General features: G+C 49.2%; 20 protein-coding genes and 1 tRNA gene. 11 read left to right on the forward strand and 10 right to left on the reverse strand.

Annotated features, from left to right (window positions below; genetic code table 11):
• Positions 1-136 precede the first annotated feature (136 nt).
• Together RID21_RS13525 and RID21_RS13530 are read right to left on the reverse strand one after the other, a co-directional pair.
• Positions 137-619, reverse strand: coding sequence for a hypothetical protein (locus RID21_RS13525; RefSeq protein ID WP_350189648.1), 483 nt, complete (start codon positions 617-619; stop codon positions 137-139).
• 82 nt (positions 620-701) lie between these two features.
• Positions 702-944, reverse strand: coding sequence for a hypothetical protein (locus RID21_RS13530; protein ID WP_350189650.1), 243 nt, complete (start codon positions 942-944; stop codon positions 702-704).
• Positions 945-2,178: 1,234 nt separating this feature from the next.
• On the opposite strand from RID21_RS13530, the gene RID21_RS13535 reads away from it, so the two are divergent.
• A complete protein-coding gene (locus RID21_RS13535) occupies positions 2,179-3,666 on the forward strand; it encodes a hypothetical protein (protein WP_350189652.1) in 1,488 nt (495 codons plus the stop codon).
• A gap of 86 nt (positions 3,667-3,752) precedes the next feature.
• Complete coding sequence (locus RID21_RS13540; protein ID WP_350189654.1) at positions 3,753-3,896, forward strand: hypothetical protein; 144 nt, start codon at positions 3,753-3,755, stop codon at positions 3,894-3,896.
• Between the two features lie 239 nt (positions 3,897-4,135).
• On the opposite strand, the gene RID21_RS13545 is transcribed toward RID21_RS13540, so the two are convergent.
• Positions 4,136-4,789 (reverse strand): hypothetical protein, encoded by a 654-nt coding sequence (locus tag RID21_RS13545; protein ID WP_350189656.1) that lies wholly within the window; start codon positions 4,787-4,789, stop codon positions 4,136-4,138.
• Between the two features lie 327 nt (positions 4,790-5,116).
• Positions 5,117-6,481, reverse strand: a complete 1,365-nt coding sequence (locus RID21_RS13550) for a hypothetical protein (RefSeq protein ID WP_350189658.1) — start codon at positions 6,479-6,481, stop codon at positions 5,117-5,119.
• A 593-nt stretch (positions 6,482-7,074) separates the two neighbouring features.
• On the opposite strand from RID21_RS13550, the gene comJ reads away from it, so the two are divergent.
• Both comJ and RID21_RS13560 read left to right on the forward strand, forming a co-directional pair.
• Positions 7,075-7,533, forward strand: coding sequence for a competence protein ComJ (gene comJ / locus RID21_RS13555; RefSeq protein ID WP_145103129.1), 459 nt, complete (start codon positions 7,075-7,077; stop codon positions 7,531-7,533).
• A gap of 568 nt (positions 7,534-8,101) precedes the next feature.
• Positions 8,102-8,866, forward strand: a complete 765-nt coding sequence (locus RID21_RS13560; RefSeq protein WP_350189660.1) for a helix-turn-helix domain-containing protein — start codon at positions 8,102-8,104, stop codon at positions 8,864-8,866.
• Positions 8,867-8,874: 8 nt separating this feature from the next.
• Here RID21_RS13560 and RID21_RS13565 read toward each other — a convergent pair whose 3' ends face one another.
• Together RID21_RS13565 and RID21_RS13570 are read right to left on the reverse strand one after the other, a co-directional pair.
• Positions 8,875-10,143 (reverse strand): tyrosine-type recombinase/integrase, encoded by a 1,269-nt coding sequence (locus RID21_RS13565; protein WP_350189662.1) that lies wholly within the window; start codon positions 10,141-10,143, stop codon positions 8,875-8,877.
• A gap of 196 nt (positions 10,144-10,339) precedes the next feature.
• A tRNA-Leu gene (locus RID21_RS13570) sits at positions 10,340-10,424 on the reverse strand.
• Between the two features lie 296 nt (positions 10,425-10,720).
• On the opposite strand from RID21_RS13570, the gene RID21_RS13575 reads away from it, so the two are divergent.
• A complete protein-coding gene (locus tag RID21_RS13575) occupies positions 10,721-13,918 on the forward strand; it encodes a YCF48-related protein (protein WP_350189664.1) in 3,198 nt (1,065 codons plus the stop codon).
• A gap of 169 nt (positions 13,919-14,087) precedes the next feature.
• The gene (locus RID21_RS13580) at positions 14,088-15,050 is read left to right on the forward strand and encodes a ribonuclease H family protein (RefSeq protein WP_350189666.1); all 963 of its coding nucleotides are present in this window, start codon (positions 14,088-14,090) and stop codon (positions 15,048-15,050) included.
• On the opposite strand, the gene RID21_RS13585 is transcribed toward RID21_RS13580, so the two are convergent.
• Positions 15,051-16,532 carry a sodium:solute symporter gene (locus tag RID21_RS13585; protein ID WP_350189668.1) on the reverse strand — a complete coding sequence of 494 codons (1,482 nt, stop codon included), beginning with the start codon at positions 16,530-16,532 and terminating at the stop codon, positions 15,051-15,053. It abuts the gene before it with no gap.
• 167 nt (positions 16,533-16,699) lie between these two features.
• On the opposite strand from RID21_RS13585, the gene murQ reads away from it, so the two are divergent.
• The gene (gene murQ, locus RID21_RS13590) at positions 16,700-17,599 is read left to right on the forward strand and encodes an N-acetylmuramic acid 6-phosphate etherase (RefSeq protein ID WP_350189670.1); all 900 of its coding nucleotides are present in this window, start codon (positions 16,700-16,702) and stop codon (positions 17,597-17,599) included.
• Between the two features lie 49 nt (positions 17,600-17,648).
• Positions 17,649-18,599 carry an N-acetylglucosamine kinase gene (locus RID21_RS13595; RefSeq protein WP_350189672.1) on the forward strand — a complete coding sequence of 317 codons (951 nt, stop codon included), beginning with the start codon at positions 17,649-17,651 and terminating at the stop codon, positions 18,597-18,599.
• A gap of 15 nt (positions 18,600-18,614) precedes the next feature.
• On the opposite strand, the gene RID21_RS13600 is transcribed toward RID21_RS13595, so the two are convergent.
• From RID21_RS13600 to RID21_RS13610, 3 genes are all read right to left on the reverse strand, one after another.
• A complete protein-coding gene (locus RID21_RS13600) occupies positions 18,615-19,430 on the reverse strand; it encodes an SDR family NAD(P)-dependent oxidoreductase (protein WP_350189674.1) in 816 nt (271 codons plus the stop codon).
• A 61-nt stretch (positions 19,431-19,491) separates the two neighbouring features.
• The gene (locus tag RID21_RS13605; protein ID WP_350189676.1) at positions 19,492-20,406 is read right to left on the reverse strand and encodes a succinylglutamate desuccinylase/aspartoacylase family protein; all 915 of its coding nucleotides are present in this window, start codon (positions 20,404-20,406) and stop codon (positions 19,492-19,494) included.
• A 46-nt stretch (positions 20,407-20,452) separates the two neighbouring features.
• Positions 20,453-21,385 carry a peptidylprolyl isomerase gene (locus RID21_RS13610; RefSeq protein ID WP_350189678.1) on the reverse strand — a complete coding sequence of 311 codons (933 nt, stop codon included), beginning with the start codon at positions 21,383-21,385 and terminating at the stop codon, positions 20,453-20,455.
• Between the two features lie 289 nt (positions 21,386-21,674).
• Between RID21_RS13610 and RID21_RS13615 the strand changes: the two genes are divergently transcribed.
• The 3 genes from RID21_RS13615 (at position 21,675) to RID21_RS13625 (ending at position 25,080) form a co-directional block, all read left to right on the forward strand.
• On the forward strand, positions 21,675-22,571 hold the full coding sequence (locus RID21_RS13615; protein WP_350189680.1) for a mechanosensitive ion channel family protein: 897 nt from the start codon (positions 21,675-21,677) through the stop codon (positions 22,569-22,571).
• 806 nt (positions 22,572-23,377) lie between these two features.
• A complete protein-coding gene (locus RID21_RS13620; RefSeq protein ID WP_197993772.1) occupies positions 23,378-24,505 on the forward strand; it encodes an ROK family transcriptional regulator in 1,128 nt (375 codons plus the stop codon).
• A gap of 50 nt (positions 24,506-24,555) precedes the next feature.
• Complete coding sequence (locus RID21_RS13625) at positions 24,556-25,080, forward strand: DUF1572 family protein (protein ID WP_350189682.1); 525 nt, start codon at positions 24,556-24,558, stop codon at positions 25,078-25,080.
• Positions 25,081-25,178 lie beyond the last annotated feature (98 nt).

Raw genomic sequence — 25,178 nt, forward strand, 5'->3', positions numbered from 1 at the left:
CTAGCCCCAATTGGGGATCAATGCCGAATCGATATGTATGTATATAAAATTATGTATAAGAGCGTAGCTTTCCCTGTCGGGAAAATTTTTTTCTTTCTTCCTTTCTATTTGAGTAAGAGTGAATGCTTCCCTGCTGTTAGTTCTGCAAAACCACACCTTGTTTTGTCCAACATATTTTTGTTTCGGCAAGTTGTTTCTTAATCTCAACATTCCATGCTTCATGTGATCCTTTGCGAAACAATTTAGCTGCCGTATCCCATCTACGAACAGATCTCAAATCTTCTTGATCATCAATCCGAGCAATTACAGGTCCTGTAATCTCTTCCCAAATCAAATCTATCTCAGCATCCAATTCGTGAAACACGGCGTCAACTGAATCTTCATCCGTTTCTGGCGACTCTAGCAGCACTGACCGCATTTCTTTAAGCCAAGAGGGTATAATGATGTCTTTGCCTGAAATTGAGATAGAGGTAATAAAGCACCAACTGCTAAATTTTGAAAGTTCCATATCTTCAGATATGGAATTATCTTCTACGATGTCAGCATGCCAAGCTATTAAATATTTGATCATCTCACATCGTAAAGTTGTCAGTATTTCTTCTCTTTCTTCAGTATTCATCGATCTAAATCTCGCTTTCTTGATGTTTAGTATGTGCTTCCTTGCTGAAAATGTCCTTTTATTCATTTCTTTAACTCACCTTCTATTCCTCTGTTTCAGTATCTACTGTCTGTTTCCATTCTTCAGCACTTAAGATCTGTTGAATTTGCTCTATCAGATTTGACATCGTGTCTTCATTGCCTTCTTCGATGCATATTTGATCGAGGCAGTTTTCAACTGCTTCAAAAGCCATTCCACAATGTTCAGCGTCCATTCCGCCGATTTCAGCGAATTCAAGAATCTTGTGTGTGATTAGCTTTGCTTTTCTGCTGTCTGTCAATTTCATCTCTGATTGTTCTCACTTTCTATTTCCGAGGTACGTAAAAAAAGCTTGCTCCCAAAAATATAAAGTTTGGAGCAAGCTTAAAGGCAATTATAAAATGTTCTCACACGCTAAGGCATGAGGACGATTTGACGATATCGCTGTTATAAAAGGTCAGCTACGCCAATTGTGTCGAAGGATGACACATAACTTATGATGACCATAACTCTGTCTTTTAAATTGGTGTGACCTGCCCTCTTCTAAAAGACAGTGGCACCAAAAAGTTGTGGTCATTGATATGAAGTCAAGACTAAATGTCTCGATTCTGATATTATCTTACAAATATATTCAGAAAAAGTAAAGCCTTGTTTCAAATAATATTTGATCGTTCACTTGAAAAATATTTGGCATGTTAAATTGCTACTTGTCCAGATGGCTCGAAACACTACAAAAATAGGGCTGTTTATTGTGAGTTTATATAATAGCCCTGCTGGTGAATTGCCAAACCAAGTTTTGATATTTCTGGTGGAAAAACTCAGCTTACAGCACTGATGAAAACGATCTGCATGATTTATGGACTCGTTTAATGCTATTTACCAACTCCAGTCAGCGGTTGTTCTATCGAGTGTCAGCGTCATCATATTTTTGCAGAGTATTTCACCGTCAAATAATGTGATGCTCCATCTTCTGACCCACCTATGGCATGAGCCTCTTGCGAAATCTTGTTTAAATTGTCCGAATAGCTGAATGGGTTTTTGTTTGGATTGTGTAGTTTTCGCTCCAATGCTGATAAAGGTGAGCAAAATAATGATGCTAAACACGTATTACAGCGTTTAGTGATTTTTGGTATAATGCTGCCCTGCTTTGAAATTATGGAAGATGATAAAGCTCTGTTGATCTTTGAGATCAGTGGGGCTTTTTTTGTGTCTGGAAAGCAAAAAGAGCTGCCACCCCAAAATTGCGAAAATGGGAGGCAGCTCAAAAAAGTGCACGGTCTACACACTTTAATATAGTGTTATTAGCTCGAATTCTTTCAGTGATTTGAAAAAAGAAATTCTGTTCGTGGCTTAAATGCTTCTATGGCAGACTGAAAGTGAGATTTGAGGTAGTTGTGTAATCTGATTGGTTTATATGGAGATCAGGACCGAAAAAAATACTAGATTTCCAAGCAAAAAATGATTGGAGCAACACTATATTAAATAGAGAAAAACAATAACGTGGTCTGGTGGTCAGACTCAGAGAACTAACGGTTAAATAATTGCAAAAGACTTATAGAAGACAATCAGAAATACCAACAAAGCTGAACGGCAGAGGTAAAGACACGTTCTTTGCCGCTCATCGATACAAAGAAACTCCTCCACATCCCTATCAAAGAAAGTCGCCCACTGCATTTCTAAAGACTCTCATATCTGACATCGATATGGGCATCAAAGATAACTGGGAAGAACGCCCTACCAGAGTTTCAAAGAAATATGCAGAAGCAGTTCTGGAATCAAAACTGAAATACAAAGAAAGAGGGTATTCTACCTGCTTTCCGCCTCAGCGAAACAATCTTGATTTCGATAAGCATTTTCGAAATAAACATACCCTCTATTACACTGCTGGCAGAGGTGAGTATGTTCTTGTCATGCTGGACATCGATTGCCACAGAAAAGGCAGTGCAAAAGGTGCTGCTGCTTATTTGAAATACCTCAAAGGAAAATTCTTTAACCAAAACCTTTACTATGAAGCTTCTACGAATGGCAAAGGGATTCATGGCTATTTATTGCTTTGGACTGATAACCAAAATGCCGAAGCAGTCAAAGACTCAATGAAACGTTTACAAACACTGCTGCAACTGGATTTCATAGAGAATCGGCTGGATCAAAAATATGATGTGGAATGGATAGAAGTCAAAGGTATGCCGATGGTGGTTGACTTTGAAAATGATGGTGAATTCGACATTACACTTGGCCACCTTGCCAAAATCCCTAGAGAGATAACTAACAGATTCCAAGATTTCAGAAACACAACAATGATCAATATTCAGGACTTATTTGATTTGCCTGATTATAAAAAGCTAGATCCACCATCAAAGAAAGCTCTTGCAGCCAAAACTAAAGAGTCAGGGTCAACAGGAATTAGTTTCGATTGGAGCCGTCTGCCATATTTTCTGGCTGTTGGTGAATATGCCTTAACTCTTCAGCCAAAAATTGCATGTAAAAACGGTCTGAAAGTCACTGCATTGGATATCGCTATTTTTCTGTTGCTGCTGGAAGCCTTCAGTTTCAAATACAAAAATAAAAATGATGAAATGCCTTTCAACAGGTTTTTTAAATTCTGGAATGATGCTTTTCAGGATGATGAAGTCTCTAGAGCAGCGAATAGATCAAGAATTACGGCTATTAAAAATTTGTGTTCGGATATTGGATTTATCACTTGGATAGACAATAGGTATCAGTTCTTCCCTGATGGAAGTAAGAAGGGTACTTGTTGCAAATGGATTATGTCAGAAGCCTGTAAAGCTTTGATTGATCAGTTTGAAACAGCATTAAATGTAGCTTCTGTTGCTGTTAATAATTCTCTAAATAAACACACACACAACTATGTGACAGGTGTTAAATATAAAGAGAAAATAAGACCTGTTTTAATGGCAATTGAACTGACAGATCGTGACAAGCTGCTGTATTTCGAAAGAGAAGCTTTGAAAATATGTGAATATTATTCACCACCTGAACCAGAGCAGCATTTTCAGCAGGCAGTATGAGACAATCAACAGGGAAGATATGTAAAAACACAATCAAGGAAGGCAAAAAGAATAACAATAACACTTAAATATATAGAGGTAAAAAGATGACAGAAATAAAAATTGAAACACGTGAAGAACTGAAGCACTTGCTGCAAAACATTGGAATGTCACCAGCAGGAACTTATATATTGAGAATTTCAGAAGCTGCAAAAAAAGAAATTAAAAATGCTTATGAGGTGATCAGATAAAGCAGGTGGTGCTGTAAGCCACCACAAGCCCACCTGAAGCAGCTCAGAGCAGCAGTAGTAATATCTGCTGTGGTTCTGAATCAGGGGTTTAAAATGGAATGCAGGATGTAGTTACTGGACAAACTAAAAGCAGCTTGATTGATTTTCTTTCAGGCTGCTTTTAGTTTGTTCCTGATGGAAATGAAAGAAGCCCCTGATGATTGATCACCAGAGGCTTCAGCCTGCTTCCCTCTTACTGTTTACTTGCTCCAAGCTGAGCACATCGGTAAATCATCAGGCACTTCTACCCAAGGCCCGAAATACTCTAATTCAATGAATTTGTTTGCTGCTTCTGATCTTGTAAATTTTTTAGGGCTTTTCACTTTGGCATGTTTGTAGAATGCCTTTTTGTCTCTAAGATCAAATTCCTTTGTCATGGCTCCACAATCAATAGCATGATTATCAGTTTCTAACCAAGCATGCCCTGTATATTCTGTTGAATTTGTGAGCACAAAACCATGAACGAGTACTAATTCACCATCATCTAATTCTTCACCTACACCACGAAGCAAGGCTTTGTAAGCAAATTCAAAACAGCTACCGTGTTTTCTACTGGCGTTATAAATCTTTCCATCATCTTTAGTAACAGGTGCAAAATACTTTTTAATTTCATCGTCGTTAAATGAATCTGAAAAATGTTCGACGATGTAAGCCAGCATCTCTACAGGCTGATCATTATCATGATTTTCTCTTACTTGCTCCCATTGTTTAGAGCTTAATTCAAAGCCTAGAAAATCAAGCATTGAATCTAATACTTCAGCAGCACAATCTTCTTGTCCTTGGTAGCTAACAGTTTCATTGCAAGTCGTTGTGCCATGATCACCACCACAAAAATTGCAAACAAAAGTAGGCATGATTTGTTTCCTTTAGGGCTTTAGTGTTTCTAATTCGGGCCTAACTGCTTACCAATGAGACGAGGCTATTTGCTCTTTGTCGTTCTGATATTGGGTTTCTTTGGTGGCTCGACATAAGATCGGAATTGCTGCTTAATTGGTAGGTTTCTTGAATTATTATTGTTGATGTAAGATTATGAATATTCTCTATAACCTGAAAGGCACCTCAGCAGCTTCGACTATACGTTCCGCTCTCTTGTCTTGCCATCAGGTTTGATTTTGTCATTTAGAAGGTAGATGCGTCCGGTCATGTTGTGTCTTCTAGGTTATTCTGAGTGGTGGTATTTTCTAGGGTGATTCCTGCTTGTTTACGTAGGACCATTCTTCCAACGGCTTATTGATTTCTTCCATTACCTGTAGTGATGGTAGTGATTTAAATGCTCTATGCGTGATCTGAAAAGTCACTTTTTGGGGGGCTTTGAGTGCAAAGGTGCATTGATATGGCAAACCCTCTTTAGGAAACAAACGAACTTTGAACTCACCAGTTGAATAATTACGTTCTACGACTTTGTATCCATATTTCAGAATTGTTCCATTCTCGTCTGAGAAGATTGCCTCTGGCTTCTCAGACGAGAAGAAGTAATGGGAATTGGAATGTTGCCAGTGACCATTTAGGCATGATTCTAGCTTAGGTTGGTAACCTTTTGTTGAATTAGCAAGGTTTTCATTCATCTTGAAGAATTGTGTGAGATCTATTCTTTGACCGTCTCCTAAATCAACAGTTACTTCTTTTATATTCATTTTCCAAGAAGCGATCTCTCCAGTTTGTACATTATTAAAAGTTATTTTTTTTACTATTGTTCCCCCGGAACGGACATTTGTTTCATTAGTGTAGGCAGTGCCAAGATACTCTCCCTTATCGTTTTCGATAGACATGTCAACTGCAACATAAGGTAGTAGAGCGGTTGATTTATTTGTCAGTCTGAATTCTATTGATGCATACGATGACTCCTGCTTCCACCTTAAAATCTCGATGTCTAATTCCGGTTTTATTTTCCGCCATTTGGCTTCATTAGCCTCTTTGATATCGATCTCTACACGTTTTTGGCTCTCTTCCCAATCGACTTTAAAACCTTCTTTCGAGTGGGTGACTACGTATGATATTCGTGGGAGATCTTGTGATGATTTGCTGATATCAACTGTAACAATACAACTCTTTCCCACTGGTACGAGCGGGTCACTAACAGACAAAATTGTACCGGGCAAAAATTCATCTGAATTAAAAGTAGGTAAATCACGATATACTTGTGCCATTTTAGGGCGTACATCATCAGCATTCATGACATAGGGTAAACGTTCTTGCCATGTACGAGCGGCTAAATACCCTCGGACAGGAGACTCTGGTTTAGATAGAGCTGGAGTAATTACTGTATTTGTATCTGACGAACTAGTATTTCTGGCTACAGAACTTGGTTCCGCCTGTTGTTTGTTTTGAGAACCAGAATTATCTCTCTCGGCAATCTGATTTTGTGTTTTGCTTTCACTTTCTTTTCCGGGCGACATAAAAACAAATACGATTACTCCCAAAAGTAAAATTACCCCCCCGCTGACAGTGCAGATAAATATTGGGGCTTTTCGTTTAATGGAAGACGGAGTTATATCCTTATTAGGCAGGCTGTCTTGTTGAGGACTATGACTTTCAGAAAGCTCCATAGCGGAATTTTTAATTGTGATCGGGACTTCGCAATTCGGGCATTTTACTCGCCGACCAATATGTTTTTGTGATGCAATTACTGTTTTGCCGCACGAACATTTTACTCTGATCTTATCGGAGTCAGATGGGGGCATCATGAGGTCCTGTGAATTGATGATCTGTAATGAATTAATTTGGCGAACTGGTGTAGATAAAGTTATCTCTCATTTGCTTGTTCACATGTATAATGGTGGCTGTTGATGGCAAAAACAAGTCAGATACTTAAGAGCACAGCGAGCTTGAATCATCTTCAAATCTGATCGAAGTGATAGCGACGTTCTAACATGAGGATGTCAAACGCCAGATGACAAGAAAACACCTACTTTCATAATCAAATCAGATGTTTTTTATCTAATCCAATGACGCAGCCAAAAACTGAAATCATAGTACAGCTTGTGAGTTCTGATAAAACATCAGACTACATACAAGTGGCTGTACGTCTCATCAAAGGTGGTACACTGTGCCCAACGATGAAGATGAGACTCAATGATGGCAGCAGCCTCTGGGAAGTAAAGCAGTTGGCATGAAGAGTCTAATCGAGGTAATAGGTTAAATGGAAAAATTTATTGTCGATGTATCATATTCTCAAATTGCTGTGTTCAATAGTGGGTTAGAGAATCCCTTTAATGACTGGGCTGACCAGCATGTACTTCAAGGTTTTAGTTGGCGTGAAGAATCGGTTTCATTTAAAACGCTCATTGAAGCGGGGCCGATGGTCGTCGAAGTCAGAAAATCAGAAAGTATGCCAACTCCTAATGGCCTTAGAGTAATCACAGTACCATTTAAATGTCCGCACGGTAATAAGGTCGAGATAAGTTCAATTGCAGATGGGCAGGTAGTTAGTATCGAGGGAGGCAATTATCAATTGATATTTGAGACTGATATTTCTGATGATCAATGTTGGAGTCGATTTACTTTCATACCAAATGGGTCAAAGTTACCAGAAATATTAATTGCTGATACCGAGATCGATCCCACAACTGAATTGATAATGCATGCGGAAGAAGCTTGAGGATGTAAGGGACAAAAAAACGATATACAGTTTTAGATTTGTCTAAGATGATAACAAGCTCATTTCATGAAGTTGAACAAAAGAAATTAGAAGCGATTAATTGATCTTTGGAGTTGCTTGATGTCTCTTAGAGTGGCATCGGAAACGGGGATTACAGAATGGTCCCCATTGAAGCATTGAACTCCGATCCCCCGAAGCTGATCCTGAGTTTTAAAAAGATCGATGAGTCAGATAAATGGATCACTGCGGGAGATTATTTGGTGGAGGTTTGAGGTTGGGTATGGGGCTTTAGGTGCGTCTCAGACGCTTCAGATCTGAAAATATTTCTTTCAAATCTTTTGTTTATGACGTTCCCTTTCGTTTGTATAATCTTAAGGGATGCTTGGAAAAGCTGTAAAAAAGTGAATATCAAGTATGACTGCTTAGTTTAGGTCTCCCACTGGCGAAATTGTCTTCGTCAATAGTAATCTCTGGAGACTGTTCCCCTTTTGAACAAGATGTGTGCCAATAGAGCATGCCGATGGCGATAAAGGTACGCATATAGCCTTACGTTAATGAAAGGAAAGCGATGTTAGGGGAACTTCCAGATTATGATGAAGTGTTGTCGGCAGCAGAGTCTGCTGTAGGACAATGTTGCGTGATGCATGGTGCTCATGTGCAATATGCGAATATTGCGGGACAAAAAGTGGAAGATGTCAGGAAGACCTTTCAGGGGCTATTTCACATTCCAGATTCTGCGAAAACTTTCGTGGGAGGAGAAGAAGTGTCTGGTGATCATATTATCTCACAGGGGCAAACATTGGAGTTTGCTAAGCAGTCTGGTGAGAAAGGTTTGGGGAACTTTTACACTCAAGAAAAACTGATGGAGTTCTGGGAGATTTCGGGAGAGCAATATTCAAAGCTCCTGCAAATGGGATTACCTAAAGTTATTCTAGAAGGTAGCACGCTACATTCTGAGGTTGCTGTAGATGAGTGGTTTAAATTAAATGCAAGCAGGCAGGAACAACATGAGTTTGAAGAATTGGCTAGACCGAAAGACGAAAGTCCAGCAGAAATAAAAACTCAAAGCCTAGAAGGTGAGCGACTTCACTCTATCGAAAGGCAGTTGACTGAAGTTCGAAGTCTGTTGCAGAGAAGTCACCAACAATCCATCGTGAAAGAATTTTATACGGTTAAAGAAGCTGCTGAAAAAGTTGGACTAGCTCCTTGGACAATTCGCCAAGCTTGCAATAAAGGACGAATTTCTGATGCAAAAAAACATCCACGATCTGGAGATTGGAGAATTCCGCATCAAAGTATTACGCAAATTCAAAATGAGGGCATGCCTGATTAATGGAAAAACTACTGGAATAGTTTTTCCATTGCAGATTGATTGTCTTCTGGGAATAAATGTTGATAGCGTTTTTTAATTTTGCTATCAGGTGAATGCCCCATCCATGAATCAATTACTGCTTCTCGAAGGCCTTGCCTCGCACAATTAGATGCAAAAGAGTGTCGAAGAACATGCCACCCTCGGAGCATTTCCCATTCGCTGCCTTCGAGGGTTCGGGTAAAATGATCCTGCATTTGGTCGGCTGATAGTGGTTGAGGTTTGTCAGATCTAATTCTCCGGTGAGACATTGATGGTGGGGTTACGATCGTGTATTTACTGCCCGGATGATTTTTGAACCACTTCCGCATAATTTGTGCTAGTGTGGGGTGAAGAACAACTTCTCTAAAGGTCATATTTTTATCCGTCTCTCTCTTTTTTTGGCGGATCGTAACTTTCTTTTGCTTGAAGTCAAAGTCATGTATTTCGGATCTCATGATTTCTGACCGTCTTGCACCAGTGTAAGCTGCAAATGCGAAGGCTGGGTAAATGAAATCATTGATCGCATTTTTTTTAACAAACTCTAGAAGATCCATTATCTCCTTTTCACGCAAAAAAAGATTAGACCATTCCGCTTTAATTTGATGCTCGTTCAAATCTCCGGACTGAATTCGATGTTCAATTTGTTCTATAGTCCTAAACGGAGGGTTTTCATTGGCCTTGGGTAAAGCGACTCCATCAGTGGGGTGAGACCCTTTCACATAGCCTTTCTTTTCAGCAGTAGTCCACAGTGCACGGAATGTTTGAAGTTCTTTTTTGATTGTGGCAGATTGAATTGTTTTGCCTCGAATCCCTTTTTGAAGGCTCCTCTTATTAACGTAATTTTGGAGCATGTCTGTTGTGATAGATTGGATCGATATATTGCCAAGGATTTTGACAAGGTTTTTCTTGTGGGTTTCCTCTGTGGCAACTGAATTTTCTTCTTTTCCGGTGGAATAATCTGATCGATATTCCATCCAAAGGTCTTCAAGAAGTACCGATTTGATAGCTTGTGGTCTAACAGTAAGCTTTCCGCCAGAAAGGATAAATGTGGCAACATTTTTTTCTGTCGCTCCGTCTGGAAGTGCTATACGCCCGGTGTTGATCATGTCGATTGTCTGCTCGATCAAGGCGTGTTTTTGGAGTGCTGTTTTTTCGCTTTGGGTTTTCAGGGAACGATTAAATTTTCTTACTTTGCCGTTTACGGGAAATCGAAACCTTATTATCCAGTTTCCGTTTTCTTGCTGTTCGATACTGGCCATTGAGCTGATTCTTGGAATTATGGGACGGTTTGGTGTAGCAGCGTTTCAGTTACTGCTGTTCACTGTGGTGTGAAATTTAAGAGAGGTGGCAACACAATACCAACCCTGTCCCAATTTTGTCCCATTTTTGTGATTCGTCAAGAGGACATGAAAAAAGGACTCACGACAAATTGTCGTAAGTCCTTTAATATCAAGGTGCCCAAGAGAGGACTCGAACCTCCACGGGGATTACCCCCACTAGCCCCTCAAGCTAGCGCGTCTGCCAATTCCGCCACTTGGGCTCGGTTGCAGATGCTCTCATTTACCTGTACAGGTGCCTGAAAACAGTCTGAATGTCGAGGATTTCCCAGTATAACAATCCGGGTGGGACCATCAAGGGAAGCGGAGGCCAATCTCGGGGTGAAAATGCGGGGATTTTACGAAAATGGACCTCCAATGAGTTCAAACTACCCTCCCCGTATAATCTGCATTTTTGTAAACTACGCCCCGTTTTCGACCGTCGCAACAGCGTTTCTCCGTGGAATACGGAAGTCTGGCTGTTTCCGACACCCTGAATCGATTCGAACAAGGATGTCCGATGCTGATTTTCAACCGCCGGAATACTGATATCACCCTGCGCGTGCTCTTCCTGCAGAGTCTGCTTGCGCTCTGTCTGTTGGCTTCGCCTGTCTCGCTACAGGCAGACACAGGAACCGGGGCGGCAGGTTCGCCTCTGCTCGACGATGCCAATCTGCATGCGGTGCAGTTTCTGGGTTCCAAAACCGGTTGGGCGGTCGGCGATCGGGGCGTGATTCGCAAGACCATTGACGGCGGACAGAGCTGGCAGTTTGTGTCGAGCCCCGTGGATTGTCCTCTGAGACATATCTGTTTTGTCACCGATCAGATCGGCTGGATCGCCGGTGGGGGGACGGCCCCTTACGGTCATTTGAACCAGGGCGTTCTGCTGTTTACCAAAGACGGAGGTAAGACCTGGACCGAGCTGATCCAGAAGCGATTACCGCGCCTGCATTACGTGCGGTTCTTCGGTATGCAGCAAGGGGTCGTAGTGGGAGACACTTCGGTCCAGCATGCGACCGGTGTTTTCAAAACAGAGGATGGAGGCCAGACCTGGCAGGATATCACAGGTCACGAAGCGGACGGTTATCGCAGTGCCGCTTTCTTCGATGAAGAGACCGGAGTCGTGGCCGGCAACCGGGGACATCTGACCCTGGTCGGGGGCGGCGCCGTCATGCCGCCACGCTTTCCACCGCAGGGGCTGCGCGGTATTCAGAACATCAATGTTCCGTTGACTTCACCGGGCTGGATGGCCGGCGATGGCGCCATGTTACGAAAAACGACCAATCGCGGTCTGGTCTGGGAAATGCCTGCGGGAGCGCTGCCCGATCCCTTAAAAGATTTTACCGACTTCAAAGCCGTCGAAGTCCGCGGTGATCGTATCTGGGTCGTCGGCGATCCGGGATCGGTGATCTGGCATTCCAGAGACGGAGGCCAGACCTGGCATCAGCAGTGGACGGGACAGAGTCTCCCCCTTTCGTCGATTGATTTCGTTAACGATCAGACTGGCTATGCCGTGGGGGCACTGGGAACCATCTTACGAACCAGCGACGGTGGTATGACGTGGCAGTCGAATCATGCGGATGCCCGTCGTGTGGCACTGATGTGTGTGCATGCTCAGCCCGAACAGATCTCGTTTGAGATGCTGAGTAAATATGCGGGCGACCAGGGTTATCGCAGCATGGTCATGCTGCCGATCCGTCGTGACCTCGGACCGGAGGGGCCCCGATTTCAGGATCTCGATCTGCGACTCGGCGAAGCGGTTGTCAGTGTCGGTGCATCTGTGGGACGACAGGACTGGCGGTTCCCCGTCGATATTCCTGAGCTGGAACAGAATGCAGATCGCCTGATTGCAGAATGGAACAAACATACGGAAGGTCGGCTGGCCGCGGTCACGCTGAGTCGCTTTGTGTCGCAGCTGCGTACATGGCGGCCCGATGTGTTGATCATCGATCAGCCCCAGGGGAAAGACGCGGCGTCTACCCTGATGAAAGATGCGATGCTGCAGGCAGTCCGTTATGCCGCCGATGGATCGCGATATCTGGAACACCGAGAGCAGGCGGGGTTGAATCCCTGGAAGGTTAAAAAGGTCTTTCTGCGCTTGCCGCCGGGAAGCTCGGGACATGTCTCGGTTGAGGCGGACGAATATCTTGCACGTCTGGGCCTGACGGCTGCGACCGCGGCTTCGTCCGGAAAACAGATTCTGGGCAAGGAAGTCACCGGTGAAGAGAGCCGCTTTGTGTACCGGCAGATCGATGTGGACGCCGTTGAGGGAGCAGGGGCACCGTCCGTGATTTCGGGGGGGAGCCTGTTTGCGGGGATTGGTATCGCACCGGGTTCCGCGGCTCGTCGAAAACTGTCAGAGATTAACGTCGAAGATGAAGAACGTAATCGGAAGCTGGCCGAACGTCAGCGGAACCTGAAAGCGATTGCAGCGAAGCTGATTACGGATCCCCAGTATTCTGCACAGCTGGTATCACATTTGAAAACGATGACGCAGGGCATGTCTGAACGACAGGCAGCGTTGCAGCTGGAGCAGCTGGCTCAGCAATACATCGATCACCAGGATCTGGAGAAGGCCGAAGCGACCTGCCAGGAACTGGTCGAGCAGTATCCGCGTCAGCCGGAAGCCGTGCGGGCGATGCTCTGGCTGTTCCAGCTCTGGTCGAGTGAAGAGATCGCCTGGCAGAGAAATAAAAATGTGCCCGTGGAACGCAGTCGGTCGACTAACTCACCCGGACAGGTGACCGATCAGGTGCAGAACGCTTCGCAGTTTTCGGATCCTTCAACGGACTCATTGCTGGAGACCGTGCGGCAGGTAGGTCAGCTGAATACAGGGGCGCCCGAGAACTGGCGGACCCAGACTGCTGAGAACTGGAAGAAGCAGGCCCTGGCGGCGGTGCGCTGGTTCCAGAAATACGCGCCCGCTTTTTATGAGACGCCGGAAGTGCAGATTCCCCTGGCGTCGCTGTATCGTCTGATCGGTTCGCATGGCAAGGCCGACGATATATTCCGTAATTACCACACCCCCGCGGCGAACGAGTCGTGGAAGAAGATTGCCAAAGCGGAAAACTGGTTGCTGCATCCGGCCAGTGCCCCGCCACGTCCGGTCTATCTCTGTAAATTCACCAAGACGCGACCGATCCTGGACGGCGTGTTGTCCGATGAATGCTGGCAGTCCGCAGACGAACTGCACCTCTCCGCGAATCCTGCGGAGAACGGGGGAGACCCGGAGGCGATTGGCGCCAACCCGCTGGATCGCCCCTTTGTGCTGATGTCTTATGACCGGGACTACCTGTATGTGGCCGCCAGTATTCCTGTCAGAGATGAACTGGAGTATCCCGCGGCTCCCGATGCGGGTCGGACTTACGATGCGGATCTGCAGCGGCAGGATCGCCTGGCTTTCGCATTTGATATCGATCGGGATTACACGACTTACTATCAGCTGGAAGTCGATCACCGCGGGTGGACGCGCGACAGCTGCTGGATTGATCAGAGCTGGAACCCCCGCTGGTACGTGGCGCGCGAGAAAGACAAGCGGCACTGGCGGACCGAGTTCGCGATTCCATTGCAGGAACTCGTACCACAGACACAGCTCAAACGCAGCACCTGGGGCTTTTCGGTCGTGCGGATTCTGCCTGCCATCGGTCTGGAAGGCTGGAATTATCCCCTGACGACGTCTCCCCGTCCCGATACGTTCGGGCTGATGAAGTTTGAATAGACGCGCAGTCGGGAATCGTCTCGGTCGCCATTTTTCTCTGACGCTCTGCGTTTCACGCAGCATTCGATTCGCTTATGATGACGTCGATTAAGAATCGATGGGACGATCAGCGGTTGAGTTGCCGCTGGTCAGCAGAGCGAACAGTTTTGAATGAGAAGATGGAGCGGCGATGGGTTACCTGATTGGCATGGACGAAGCAGGCTATGGTCCGAACCTGGGACCGCTTGTGATTACGGCCAGTTTATGGGAAGTCCCCGGGGAACCGCGCGACTTCGATTTCTGGTCGGCACTGGAATCTGTCGTTTCCAACAGTCGTCCCCGCCGTAATTCTGAATTGCTGCACGTCGCCGATTCCAAAGAAGTCCACTCGTCTGCCAAGGGACTGGGGCCGCTGGAACGTTCGATCTTTCCTTTCCTGCAGGTGGTCAATGGCTTCGACCAGGTGGATTCACTGGGGAAACTCTGGCGGTTGCTGATCGCTTCTCCCGCGCATCTGGACGCCATTCAAGAACATCCGTGGAACGGAGACGACCGGTTTGCACTGCCCACGGCCGTTGAAAGCGAGGGGATGCGCGACTCACAACAGAAGCTGCAGACGGCACTGGACGCAGCGGGGATCCAGCTTAAGGCACTCTGCTCGGAGATTGTGTTGCCCGAGCGGTTCAATCATTTGTGCAGAGAGTATGGCAGCAAAGGGGTGATGCTGACGCGGCTCTGCATGCAACTGCTGACACGCGTCTGGGATCGGGACAGTGATGAACCCACGCTGATCATTGGAGACAAGCACGGCGGGCGGAATCGCTACGATGAATATCTGGATGAGATCCTGGATGGCGAAATGATCTTCCGTGTGGAAGAGTCGACAGCACGGAGTATCTATCGTGTGGGGTCCACTGAGATTCGCTTCCAGACCAAAGCCGAGGCGCATTTCCCGGTCGCGGTTTCCTCCATGGTCTGCAAGTACACCCGCGAAGTGATGATGGAACTGTTCAACCAGTTCTGGTCGGAACATGTGCCTGACATCAAGCCGACGAAAGGCTATCCGGTTGATGCACGGCGTTTCAAAAGTGAAATCGCGGCTGCCCAGGCTGAACTGGAGATATCCGATCAGATTCTGTGGCGCGGTCAGTAATTACTCGGTGGTTTCTGAATCTGCAGGCTCAGTCGCCGGGAAGAAGCGACTGGTGGCAATTCCCACTACGAAGACGGTCGTGGCTCCGATGAGCGTGTACCAGGGCCAGGCGACGGTGCCCTTGATGATGAAGGCGACATAGAGCACGGTGGCCAGACCGACGAGAAAGCCGAGCAGGGCTGAAGCCTGCGAGGCCCGCTGACTGAACGTGGCCAGGAAAAAGATCCCGAGGATCAGGCCCGTTGAGATGCCGGCGATGGCCAGTACGTTTCCGACGACGCTGCTTTCAATCGACTGGCTGGCGATCCCCACGAAGATCTGCGCGAGACCGAAGAGAACCGTAAAGACACGACTGAGGGCGACCAGCTCGGACTGCTGTTTTTTCTTCGAGGTCAGCGGTAAGTAAAAGTCGTTGACCAGGGCACTGGTGGTTGAGCTGAGGGAACTGGAGAGGGTCGACATCGCGGCTGCGAAGACGGCGGCCAGCGTGAGCCCTTTAATCCCCTTGGGCAGGTTGTCAATGATGAAGGTGGCGAACACTTCGTCGGGCTTTTCGAAGGGCGTGGCTGGCGGAAAACTCTGGTAGAAGGCCGCCAGACCAATGCCGAGGAGCAGGAACAGGGCGAACTGTAAGAAGACCACGAAGCCACTGAAGCCGAGCGCCCGGGCCGCATCGCGCTGATTGCGTGCACCGAGGTACCGCTGGATCATCAACTGGTCGGCACCATGGGTGGCCATGGAGAGGAACATGCCCCCGACCAGACCGGCCCAGAACGTATAAGTCTGAGAGAGGTCCCACTGGAAATCGAACATGGTCCATTTGTGATTCGCCACGGCGAACTGCTGATAGTCGGTCCATCCCCCGGGGAGTGCCTCGAGAATGATATAGAACGCGAACAGCGCGCCGGCGATATAGATTACGAATTGCAGGCAGTCGTTCCAGACCACCGATTTCATCCCCCCCAGACAGGTATAAATGATTGTGCCGATGCCGATGACAACCACGCAGGCAGAGAGCGGAATGCCGACCACTTTCTCCAGCACGAGCGCGGTCAGATACAGGCGGAGTCCATCTGCGAGGGTACGCATCACGATAAAGGTCAGCGAGGCCAGGCGTTCGGTTTTGCCGCCGAACCGTTTTTTGAAGACTTCGTAAGCGGAAAAGATTTCACCCCGGAAATAGAGGGGAAGCAGAAACAGGATCACCAGGAAGCGTCCCACAATATAACCCAGGGGAAGCTGCAGAAACTGGAGGTTACCGTCCGGCTGATAAGCGATGCCGGGGACACTCAGGAAGGTGACGGTGCTGGTCTCTGTGGCCACGATGGAGCCGAGGATGGCCCACCACGGTAGCGTTTTTCCACCGAGCAGATAGTCGGACAGATCTTTCTGTTTGCCGCCCACCCAGGATCCGAACCAGACAACGCCTGCCAGGTAGAGTCCCAGAATGATCAGATCGATATTTCCGATGGCGATGTTCACAGTGCAACCCGTTATATTGGAACGTGTGATGATTGGCAGAACGCGTGACAGGAACTTCAGGGGGCACAATTTCCAATTCCAGTGGAGTTTGGCGAAGTGCATCCTTTCGGGATTCAGAATCCCGGTTATCATAGTAGCTGTCCGCTTCCAATTCGAACAGGCAAAAGATGATGTTAGAGCATTTAACGACCGAACAACGCAACCCGGCATCCGACAAGATTGATGCCATGAGCAGTCTGGAAATCGTGCAGCTGATGAATGCTGAAGATGCCGGCGTGGCTGCAGCCGTAGCCAAAGAATCGGAAACGATTGCAGCTGCCGTCGATCTGATTGCCGAGTCTTTTCGACGCGGAGGTCGACTGGTTTACATCGGCGCAGGGACGTCGGGGCGACTGGGTGTATTGGATGCCAGTGAGTGTCCACCCACGTTTAACAGTCCCCCCGAACAGGTGGTTGGCTTAATCGCGGGGGGGCGAACTGCGCTGACAAATGCCGTCGAAGGGGCCGAAGATCATTCAGAGTTCGCGATTGCCGATCTGCAGGAACTGGGCCTCAGTCAGGATGATGTCCTGGTTGGAATCGCCACCAGTGGTCGGACGCCGTATGTGATTGCCGCTTTGCAATACGCGCGAGAGCAGGGGGCCGCTGCCATCGCGTTTACCTGTAACCAGGAGAATCAGCTGGCGGATGTGGCCGATCTTACCATCTGTCCGGTGGTCGGTCCGGAAGTCGTTACCGGTTCCACGCGTCTCAAGGCGGGGACAGCAACCAAAATGGTGTTGAACATGTTGACGACCGGGGCCATGGTGCGGATTGGTAAAACGTATGGCAATCTGATGGTCGATCTGCGGGCCACGAACAAGAAACTGATTGACCGCTCCATTCGAATATTGATCGCGTTTACCGATCTTCCGCGTGACGAAGCCGAGACGGTACTGGAAGCCTGCCATGGCGAGTTGAAAACGGCGATCGTGAGCGTGAAGCGGAATGTGTCTCCCGAACGTGCAGAGGAGCTGCTCAAGCAGGCGGGCGGTCATCTGCGGCGGGTACTGGATGCAGCCGAGTGAAGTTGAGTCCGTCGCTGGCAGGGCAAATCCCCTCTGAGGAATTCACGGTATGACCGGATTACAGTCCCGACAACTGGTACTGGGCATCGACGGTGGTGGCACCAAAACCGCGGCAACTCTGGCTGTGGTGACTGACGCACAGGACTTTCACGTTGTTGGACGCGGAACGGCAGGAGCTTCTAATCTGAATGCGGTGGGCCTGGATGCGGCTGCTGTTGAATTGCAACGGGCAGTCGAGCTAGCCTTTCAGTCTGCTGGTGCAGAACCGCACACGGTGTCTGTACTCTGTATGGGCATGGCGGGAGCGGGACGACCAGCCGAGCAGCATGCCTGGACGGAATGGGCGGTGCAGAACCGGATCGCAGAGGAAGTGGTCGTGGTCACCGATGCCGAGACGGTATTGGCAGCGGGAACTCCGGCAGGGACCGGAGTGGCATTGATTGCGGGAACCGGTTCGCTGGCTTTCGGGAAAGGGGCCGACGGTACTCAGACGCGCGCCGGGGGATGGGGATATCTGTTGGGGGATGAAGGGAGTGGCTATCAACTGGCGATCGCGGCGATCAAGGCGATCCTGCGGGCGGTTGACGGACGGGGGCCGGAGACGGTTCTGCAGTCCCGTTTTCTCAAGGCCTTGAATTTGAATGCTCCCGAAGAGCTGATCGGTTATCTCTACCAGGACCCGGGAGACCGCGGTCGGATCGCCCGGCTGTCAGGTCTTGTGTTTGAAGCCGCTATGGATGAGGATGAGGTGGCCCGTTCGATTGTGGATCAGGGCGCGCAGGAACTGTCTGAGCTGGTACTGGCGGTGGCGCAACGGTTGCATTTCAAAGCAGACGCGTATGCGCTGGCGCTGACCGGTGGGATTTTGCTGCATCAACGCGATTACCGGGTCTCTCTGCTCGAACGTCTGGCAGAGCAGCAACTGGCTCCCGCGACCATCGAGTGCGTTGAAGATCCGAGCCTGGGGGCCGTGCGGATTGCCGTCCGCCTGCTGGGATAATTCGTATGGCTCTGGCTAAGCTTCCGGGAACTGATCGGGGATCTGCAGCTGTTTTACCGAGTAGGGGGAGCACTGCTGTTTCCAGCCGCCGTCGATGGTGACGGAGGTTCCGGTGAGATAGCTGGCGTCTTCTCCGGCCAGCATGACAATGCTGTGGGCGATTTCCCGCGGATGTGCCCAGCGTCTCAAAGGAATCATGTCTTCGGAAGCCTGGCGGATTTTCGTGGCGGTGGCCTGCTGGTCAACGGCGATATCCTGTCCCATCGCGGTGTCGATCGCGCCGGGATTGACGCTGAGCACCCGGATGCCTGCAGGCCCATAGAGTGTGGCCAGTTCGTAGGTCAACGAATCGAGGGCCCCTTTGGCTGCGACGTAAGCCGGGCTGATCCCGGCTGCCATCTGAGACTGGATGCTGGAGACGTTGATAATCACTCCCTGTCCGCGGGCTTCCATGTGCGCTGCACACCATCGTGAGAGAAACGCGGGGGCGGTCAGGCAGACGCGCAGGGTCTGTTCCCAGCTGGCGAGTTCAATCTTCCGCATGGTGGTGATTTCCCGCCAGGCAGCATTATTGACCAGGACATCGATGCGTCCCCAGGCGGAGATACATTGTTCGACGGCAGACTCTGCATACTCCAGATCTGCGAGGTCACCGGTGCAGATGATATATTGACGGCCTGCGTCCTCGATGCGTTTGGTGATGGGGTTGAGGTCTTCCGAGGGGAGGGCGAGCAGAACGCAGTCATAGCCCCGTTCGGCGAAGCGGACGGCGGTCTCACCGCCGATGCCTCCCGCGGCTCCTGTGATCATGGCAACCGGTTGCGGGTTCATGGCGAGTTCCTTTACGTCTTTGGTTTGGATGGCTGAGGTTTCAAATCGCTAATGAAGTGGTTCAACTGGCGCTGTGATCGGTTTCGAGGATTACCACCAGCCATTCGTTCTGCTTCACATAGGGGAGCGTGCGGATTCCCAGAACCACGCCTGTCTGACTGGCTTTGATGCTGGTGACTTCATCTCCCAGCGGCGAGCAGATAGTTCCCAGTGTGTCTCCTGCCTGAACGGTATCCATTAACTGGATCGCTGGTTCAAAAAAGCCTGACACGGGGGCACTGTTATGCAGTTGCAGGTGGCCACTCTGATCGCGGTTGTCTTCGATCTCGTACTGGATTGGCTGATCGGGAACGGGTTCGTTCCGCATGCCGAGGGCAGACATCACTTGTAGACAGCCTGTGGCATAACCGGAGACGGCGGTGGTGTTGCACTGGCTGCCACCGCCCCATTCGGCGTAGATCGCAGGCACATTCGCGTCGCGGGCGGCAGACAGGGAGCGTCCTTCCAGCGTGGCGGTTGTGCCCCAGACAACGGGGAGTCCGAAAGCGCGGGCCATCGTACGTTGCGTTTCCAGAATGGCTGGATCGGAGTGCAGACAGTAGCCGGAGAAGGGGGCCAGGTCAGAAATCACGCCTCCCGTGTGCAGGTCGATCAGATAATCGGCTGACTGAATCAGCTGCGTGGCCTGATGGGCTATCTGTTCGGTGATGGAACCGTCGGGTGTGCCGGGAAAGGTGCGGGCCAGGTCCAGTTCATCCGGACCACAGCGCTGACAGCGTTCGTAAGCGGGTTGATTCAGTACCGGCACGAGCGTGACTTTGCCGCTGAATTCTGCGGGTTTGAGCAGCGTGATCAGTTTGCGAATGGCGGCCATGGGTTCGTATTCATCGCCGTGTACGCCGCCGAGGATCAGCAGATGCGGTCCGGGTTGCTGGCCTGTGGTGACAGTCGATTCAATGGGGGGCAAACTCGACATGGGGGTTACTTCAAGTGTGAGTGAGTTCGAGTGGTGAGCGCCAGGATCAGGATTTTGTCTCAGTCTTCCATTCAATTTTAGCCGTGGACCGCAGTTTCTGCAGCGTCTGGTCGTAGAGTTCGCGGGAGAGCGTCTGAAAGAGTTCGCCGCGCACATCTTCCAGACTGAACTGGCCAGGGTGTTTCTTATTCAGCGTGATGAGGTGCATGCCAAAGGGGGACTGGAAGGGTTCGCTGATTTCACCCTCTTTGAGAGGGAAGACCTGGCTGGTGAAGACCAGCGGCATTTTTCCTCGATACGCGGAGGTGACTAGTTTGCCTCCCTCTGTTTTGCTGGGGGCCTGCGAATGCCGGGCGGCGGCTTCGGCGAAGCTCAGCTTGCCGGACTGGATCTGCTTCCGCAGATCCAGCAGTTTCTGTTTCGCTTGATCGATTTCAGTTGGGGACGCGACAGAAGAAAGTTTCAGAAGAATCTGACTGGCTTCGACGCGGGTGCCATCCAGCTCTTCACGATGAGCGTTGAAATAGGCCTGCATTTTTTCCGGCGTGATTTCCTGTCGGGCATAGAGATTCCAGGCCAGCGGCAGGGCAATCGCAGCGCGGAGCTTTTCGGGAGTGAAGCCCATTTTCGTGAGTACCTGCTGGGGATTATCGCCTTTCTTGCGGATGAAGTTCTCGACTTTGACGACACTTTCATCCAACTGTTTCGGCGGGACTTCGATTTTCTGCGCTTTCAGAAATTCCTGGATCAGACGTTGATTGATCAGCTGCTCCAGCAGTTGCTGACGGAGAGCCGGCGGTGCATCGGTGATGCCACGTGAGAGCAGGGCAAATGAGAGGTCAGCCTCGGTCACCGTCTGGCCATTGACGGTCGCGAGCACCTCTTCGGCTGCTGCAGCGCGAAGCGGTTGTCCTGCAGAGAGGCCCAGGAGAGCCAGGCAGAGGAGATATGTGAAAGAGTGACGGCGCGGCGATGACATCGTAATTGCTTCCTGCAAAGGGCGAAACGAACTCAGATCGAAGAAGATTCCGGAAGGGAATCGCCTCAGTGAAACGAGTGTGGTGAGGATATTATTGCATTTTCGAACCACGCTGTCAGTGTGAATCGGGCGGCGAAAATAATGAAAATCAAAGTTGGACTCCTGCAGCAAACTGTCTAAAATCAGTTCAACCTGAAGCAGTACGGGATTTCTTTAAAGTTCCCAGACTGTTCGGGACACCCAATTCCATCTTCATTTCTATTATCACTCTTGAACAAGGGGCCCGCGCATGTGGTCAATCCTGGCTCAGAAAACGTCGACGGTTTCCGAAGATCCTGTGACAAAGGCAAATGAACTCTGGCATACGGTCAAAACATTTCTGGCGACCCAGGGGACTCAGTTTGCCATCAATGTGGTTGTGGCGCTGGCGATCTTTCTGGTGGGGAAATGGATTGCCAACATTTTGAGTCGGTTCTGTAATCGTCTGATGAAGCAGGCGAAGGTCGATGAAACGCTGGCCCGGTTTCTGTCGAATATCGTTTACTCGATTCTGCTGGTCATTGTCGTTCTGGCGGCGCTGTCGGAACTGGGGATTAACACGACCTCTCTGGCGGCGGTTCTGGCTGCAGCCGGTTTTGCGGTGGGGATGGCCTTCCAGGGAACGTTGAGTAATTTTTCATCGGGTGTGATGCTGATCCTGTTCAAGCCGTTTCGGGTGGGGGATTACATTGAAGCGGCCGGGACGGCGGGTGTGGTCGAGGAGATTCAGATCTTTACCACATCGATGCGCACCGGGGATAACATTGCGATTGTTGTGCCCAACAGTCATATCACGTCTGGCAACATTCGCAACTTCTCCATCAAGGAGAATCGCCGTATCGATCTGGTGATCGGGTGTGGCTATGACGATGACCTCAAAGCGGTCAAAGCCTTTCTGGAAGAAGTCGTGAACGGGGATTATCGGGTTCTGGCCGATCCTGCACCGGTGATTGCCGTCAATGAACTGGCTGACAGCAGTGTCAATTTCGTCGTGCGTCCCTGGGTTAAAAATGCCGACTACTGGGCCACCCGCTGGGATCTGACGGAACGGATCAAGCTCGGCTTCGATGAGCGTGGCTTTACGATTCCTTATCCCAGCCGGGATGTGCATCTTTATAATGAGAGTGCCGTCAGCGCGGAATCGTGAGGCGATTGTGGTCATTCATCCGGGGGCTAAGCCAGCTGCAGAATTCGTTTTATTGATTTTGCGGCTGCCCCGGAAATCAGCCGGTTTTCTAAATCAGGTCCCACTGAAGTTCCGTGGTTGACGTAGTAAATCCGTGGTTCAGGAAATGCGGCTGAAAGCTGTCTTTCGCAGGGCCGTTTTCCGGCTTCAGTAACGAATTCGGGGGGGCTGGTCCGGTCGTAACGATTGTGGGTTTGTTATATGACTTGGATATCCACTTTTAATGGTTATCCCTCCACACTTCAGTTCAAACTGCATCTATAGTTAATTAACCTGATAATTGGTGGAATTACTTACCTTTCTTCAATTTTTCAAGTGTTGTTGAGCGCAACTCGTTAGTTCACAAATAATACCCGGTTGATCATGTGTGGTAGTTTTCAACTCAAGCAGGCCCGAGTTGTCTTCTATGTGGTCAGCCGGGTCTGTTTGTTCAGTTGCAACACTTGGGACCCTTCCCTGAGTTTCATATCTGAGACTCTGTTTCGAAAAACCCGCAGATGAAAAAATGAATACCTTCTTTTTGGTTCGCGTTTGTAATTACGAAAAGATTCCGTATCATATAAAATTACTGCGGCAGGACGATTCAGAACCCTGCATCAAGTGCTCTCCAGAATCGCCAGTCTGATCAGAGCCGGATCTCACTTATAGTAATGATTACCGAGTGAAATTTAGATTCATTTCGACGACCCGTCGTTGTACATTCCATTTCTTCCTTAATACGTAGAGTGACTATGCAATCCCCACACCGACCGAGCTTGTTACGAAAAATGAACGTTCGTAAGGTTTTGGAAGTTATCCAGAGCCAGGGAACATTAACTCGCGCTGATGTCATGCGTTGTTCTGGAATCAGTGCTCCTACTGTTTCCAAGGCGGTAAGTGCCCTGCTGGATGCGGGGTTGCTTGAGGAACGTGAGACAGCGGAATTTTCGGTGGGGCGTCCCGGTAAGCTGTTACAGTTACCTCGCTTCAGTGCCCAGGTGATTGGTGTGGTTCTGGACTGGGACTATTGTTCGATCGTGGCCTCCGGTCTGGATGGTTTTTTGCACGAAGAAAAGCTCGATCAGTTCAAAACCCCTTCATCGTATGAAGATCTGATTAATATCATTTCCCAGAAAATCATGGACCTGGTTAAGAAGGAAGAAATTCCTGCCCTGGGTGTGGGAATCACCGTGCCCGGTCTGGTTAACAGCAATGATGGTCGCATCTTCCTCGCGTCCAACCTGCACATTGTAGATGGTCAGGCACCGGCTGTGGATATTGCCGCGAAGACCAATCTGGAATGTATTCTGGTGCAGAAATCCACCTCGTTGTGTCTCTCTGAAAAAACCTACGGTGCCGGCCAGGATCTGGAAGACTTCATCAGCCTGGACGTGACATCCGGTTTCGGTATGGGTGCCTTTACCGGCGGCCAGCTGCTGGATGGTCAACATGGTCTGGCGGGAGAAATCGCTCACATCACCGTCGAACCCCAGGGAGGACGTGTCTGTGGTTGTGGTAACCAGGGCTGCCTGGAAACCGTCGCGACCGATATGGCATTGACTCATTATGTTTCGAAGCGGGTTGGTAAAGAACTCGACTTTGATGCAATCAAAGAACTCGTGAAGCAGGGCGAGCTTGATATCACTCCGGAACTGGACCGTACGATTGAGTTCCTGGGAATCGGGGTGGCGGCTGCGATCAACATTTTCAATCCCTCAAATATCTTCATTTCCTCGCGGCTGTTTGATCTGCAGGACGATGTCTTCAGCAGAATGTGTGAACTGGCCAAGAATCGGGCTTTGAAACCTTCTTCCAGCTCCTGCGAGATTGAACGCTCAAAAGGGAATAAGTACCTGGGCGCTGTTGCCGGTATTATTAACCATCTGGCAAACGGTCTGGGACCGCGGCTGACCTAGAGTTGAGTCAACCCGCTGCGGAAGGCGCTGATCAGGAAGGGAGCAGGGGTATGTCACCCTCGGCAGACGATCTGGCCCGGGAAGCGATTCGCGAATTCCAGCACCTGCTCGCGCAGTCGTTGCGTAAAATCCGTCACTGTCTGGGCCAGTTGAAGCAGGAGCAGATCTGGTGGCGTCCGGAGCCGGGCCTCAACAGCATCGGAAACCTGATTCTGCATCTGTCCGGGAATCTCAATCAATGGGCGGTGGCTGGCATTACTGGAGCCCAGGATGAGCGGCAGCGGGAGGCTGAGTTTCAGGCCGAATCGAGCCACAATCGCGAAGAACTGTTGTCTTTGCTGGAACAGAGCGTAGAACGTGCGAGTGCGGTCTTCCAGACGCTGTCTGCTGCTGACTTACTGGAATCGCGGACGATCCAGGGATTTTCCGTCTCCGTGCTGGGGGCCATTGCTCATACGGTGCCTCATTTTGTCGGGCATTCGCACCAGATCATTTATCTGACCCGGCTGCAACTGAGGGAAACATACCAGTTCGACTGGTCTCCCGATGCAGATCGCAATAGCGTGCCGATTTGAACCACGCGAAAACTGATTCAGAACGTGCCCGGTTTATTTTTTGGTAACCGTAAACACGCTACAATACCTGCTGACTGTCGGTATGTTGTTATCTGATC

It is taken from the genome of Gimesia sp. (assembly GCF_040219335.1).
Classification (GTDB): Bacteria; Planctomycetota; Planctomycetia; order Planctomycetales; family Planctomycetaceae; genus Gimesia.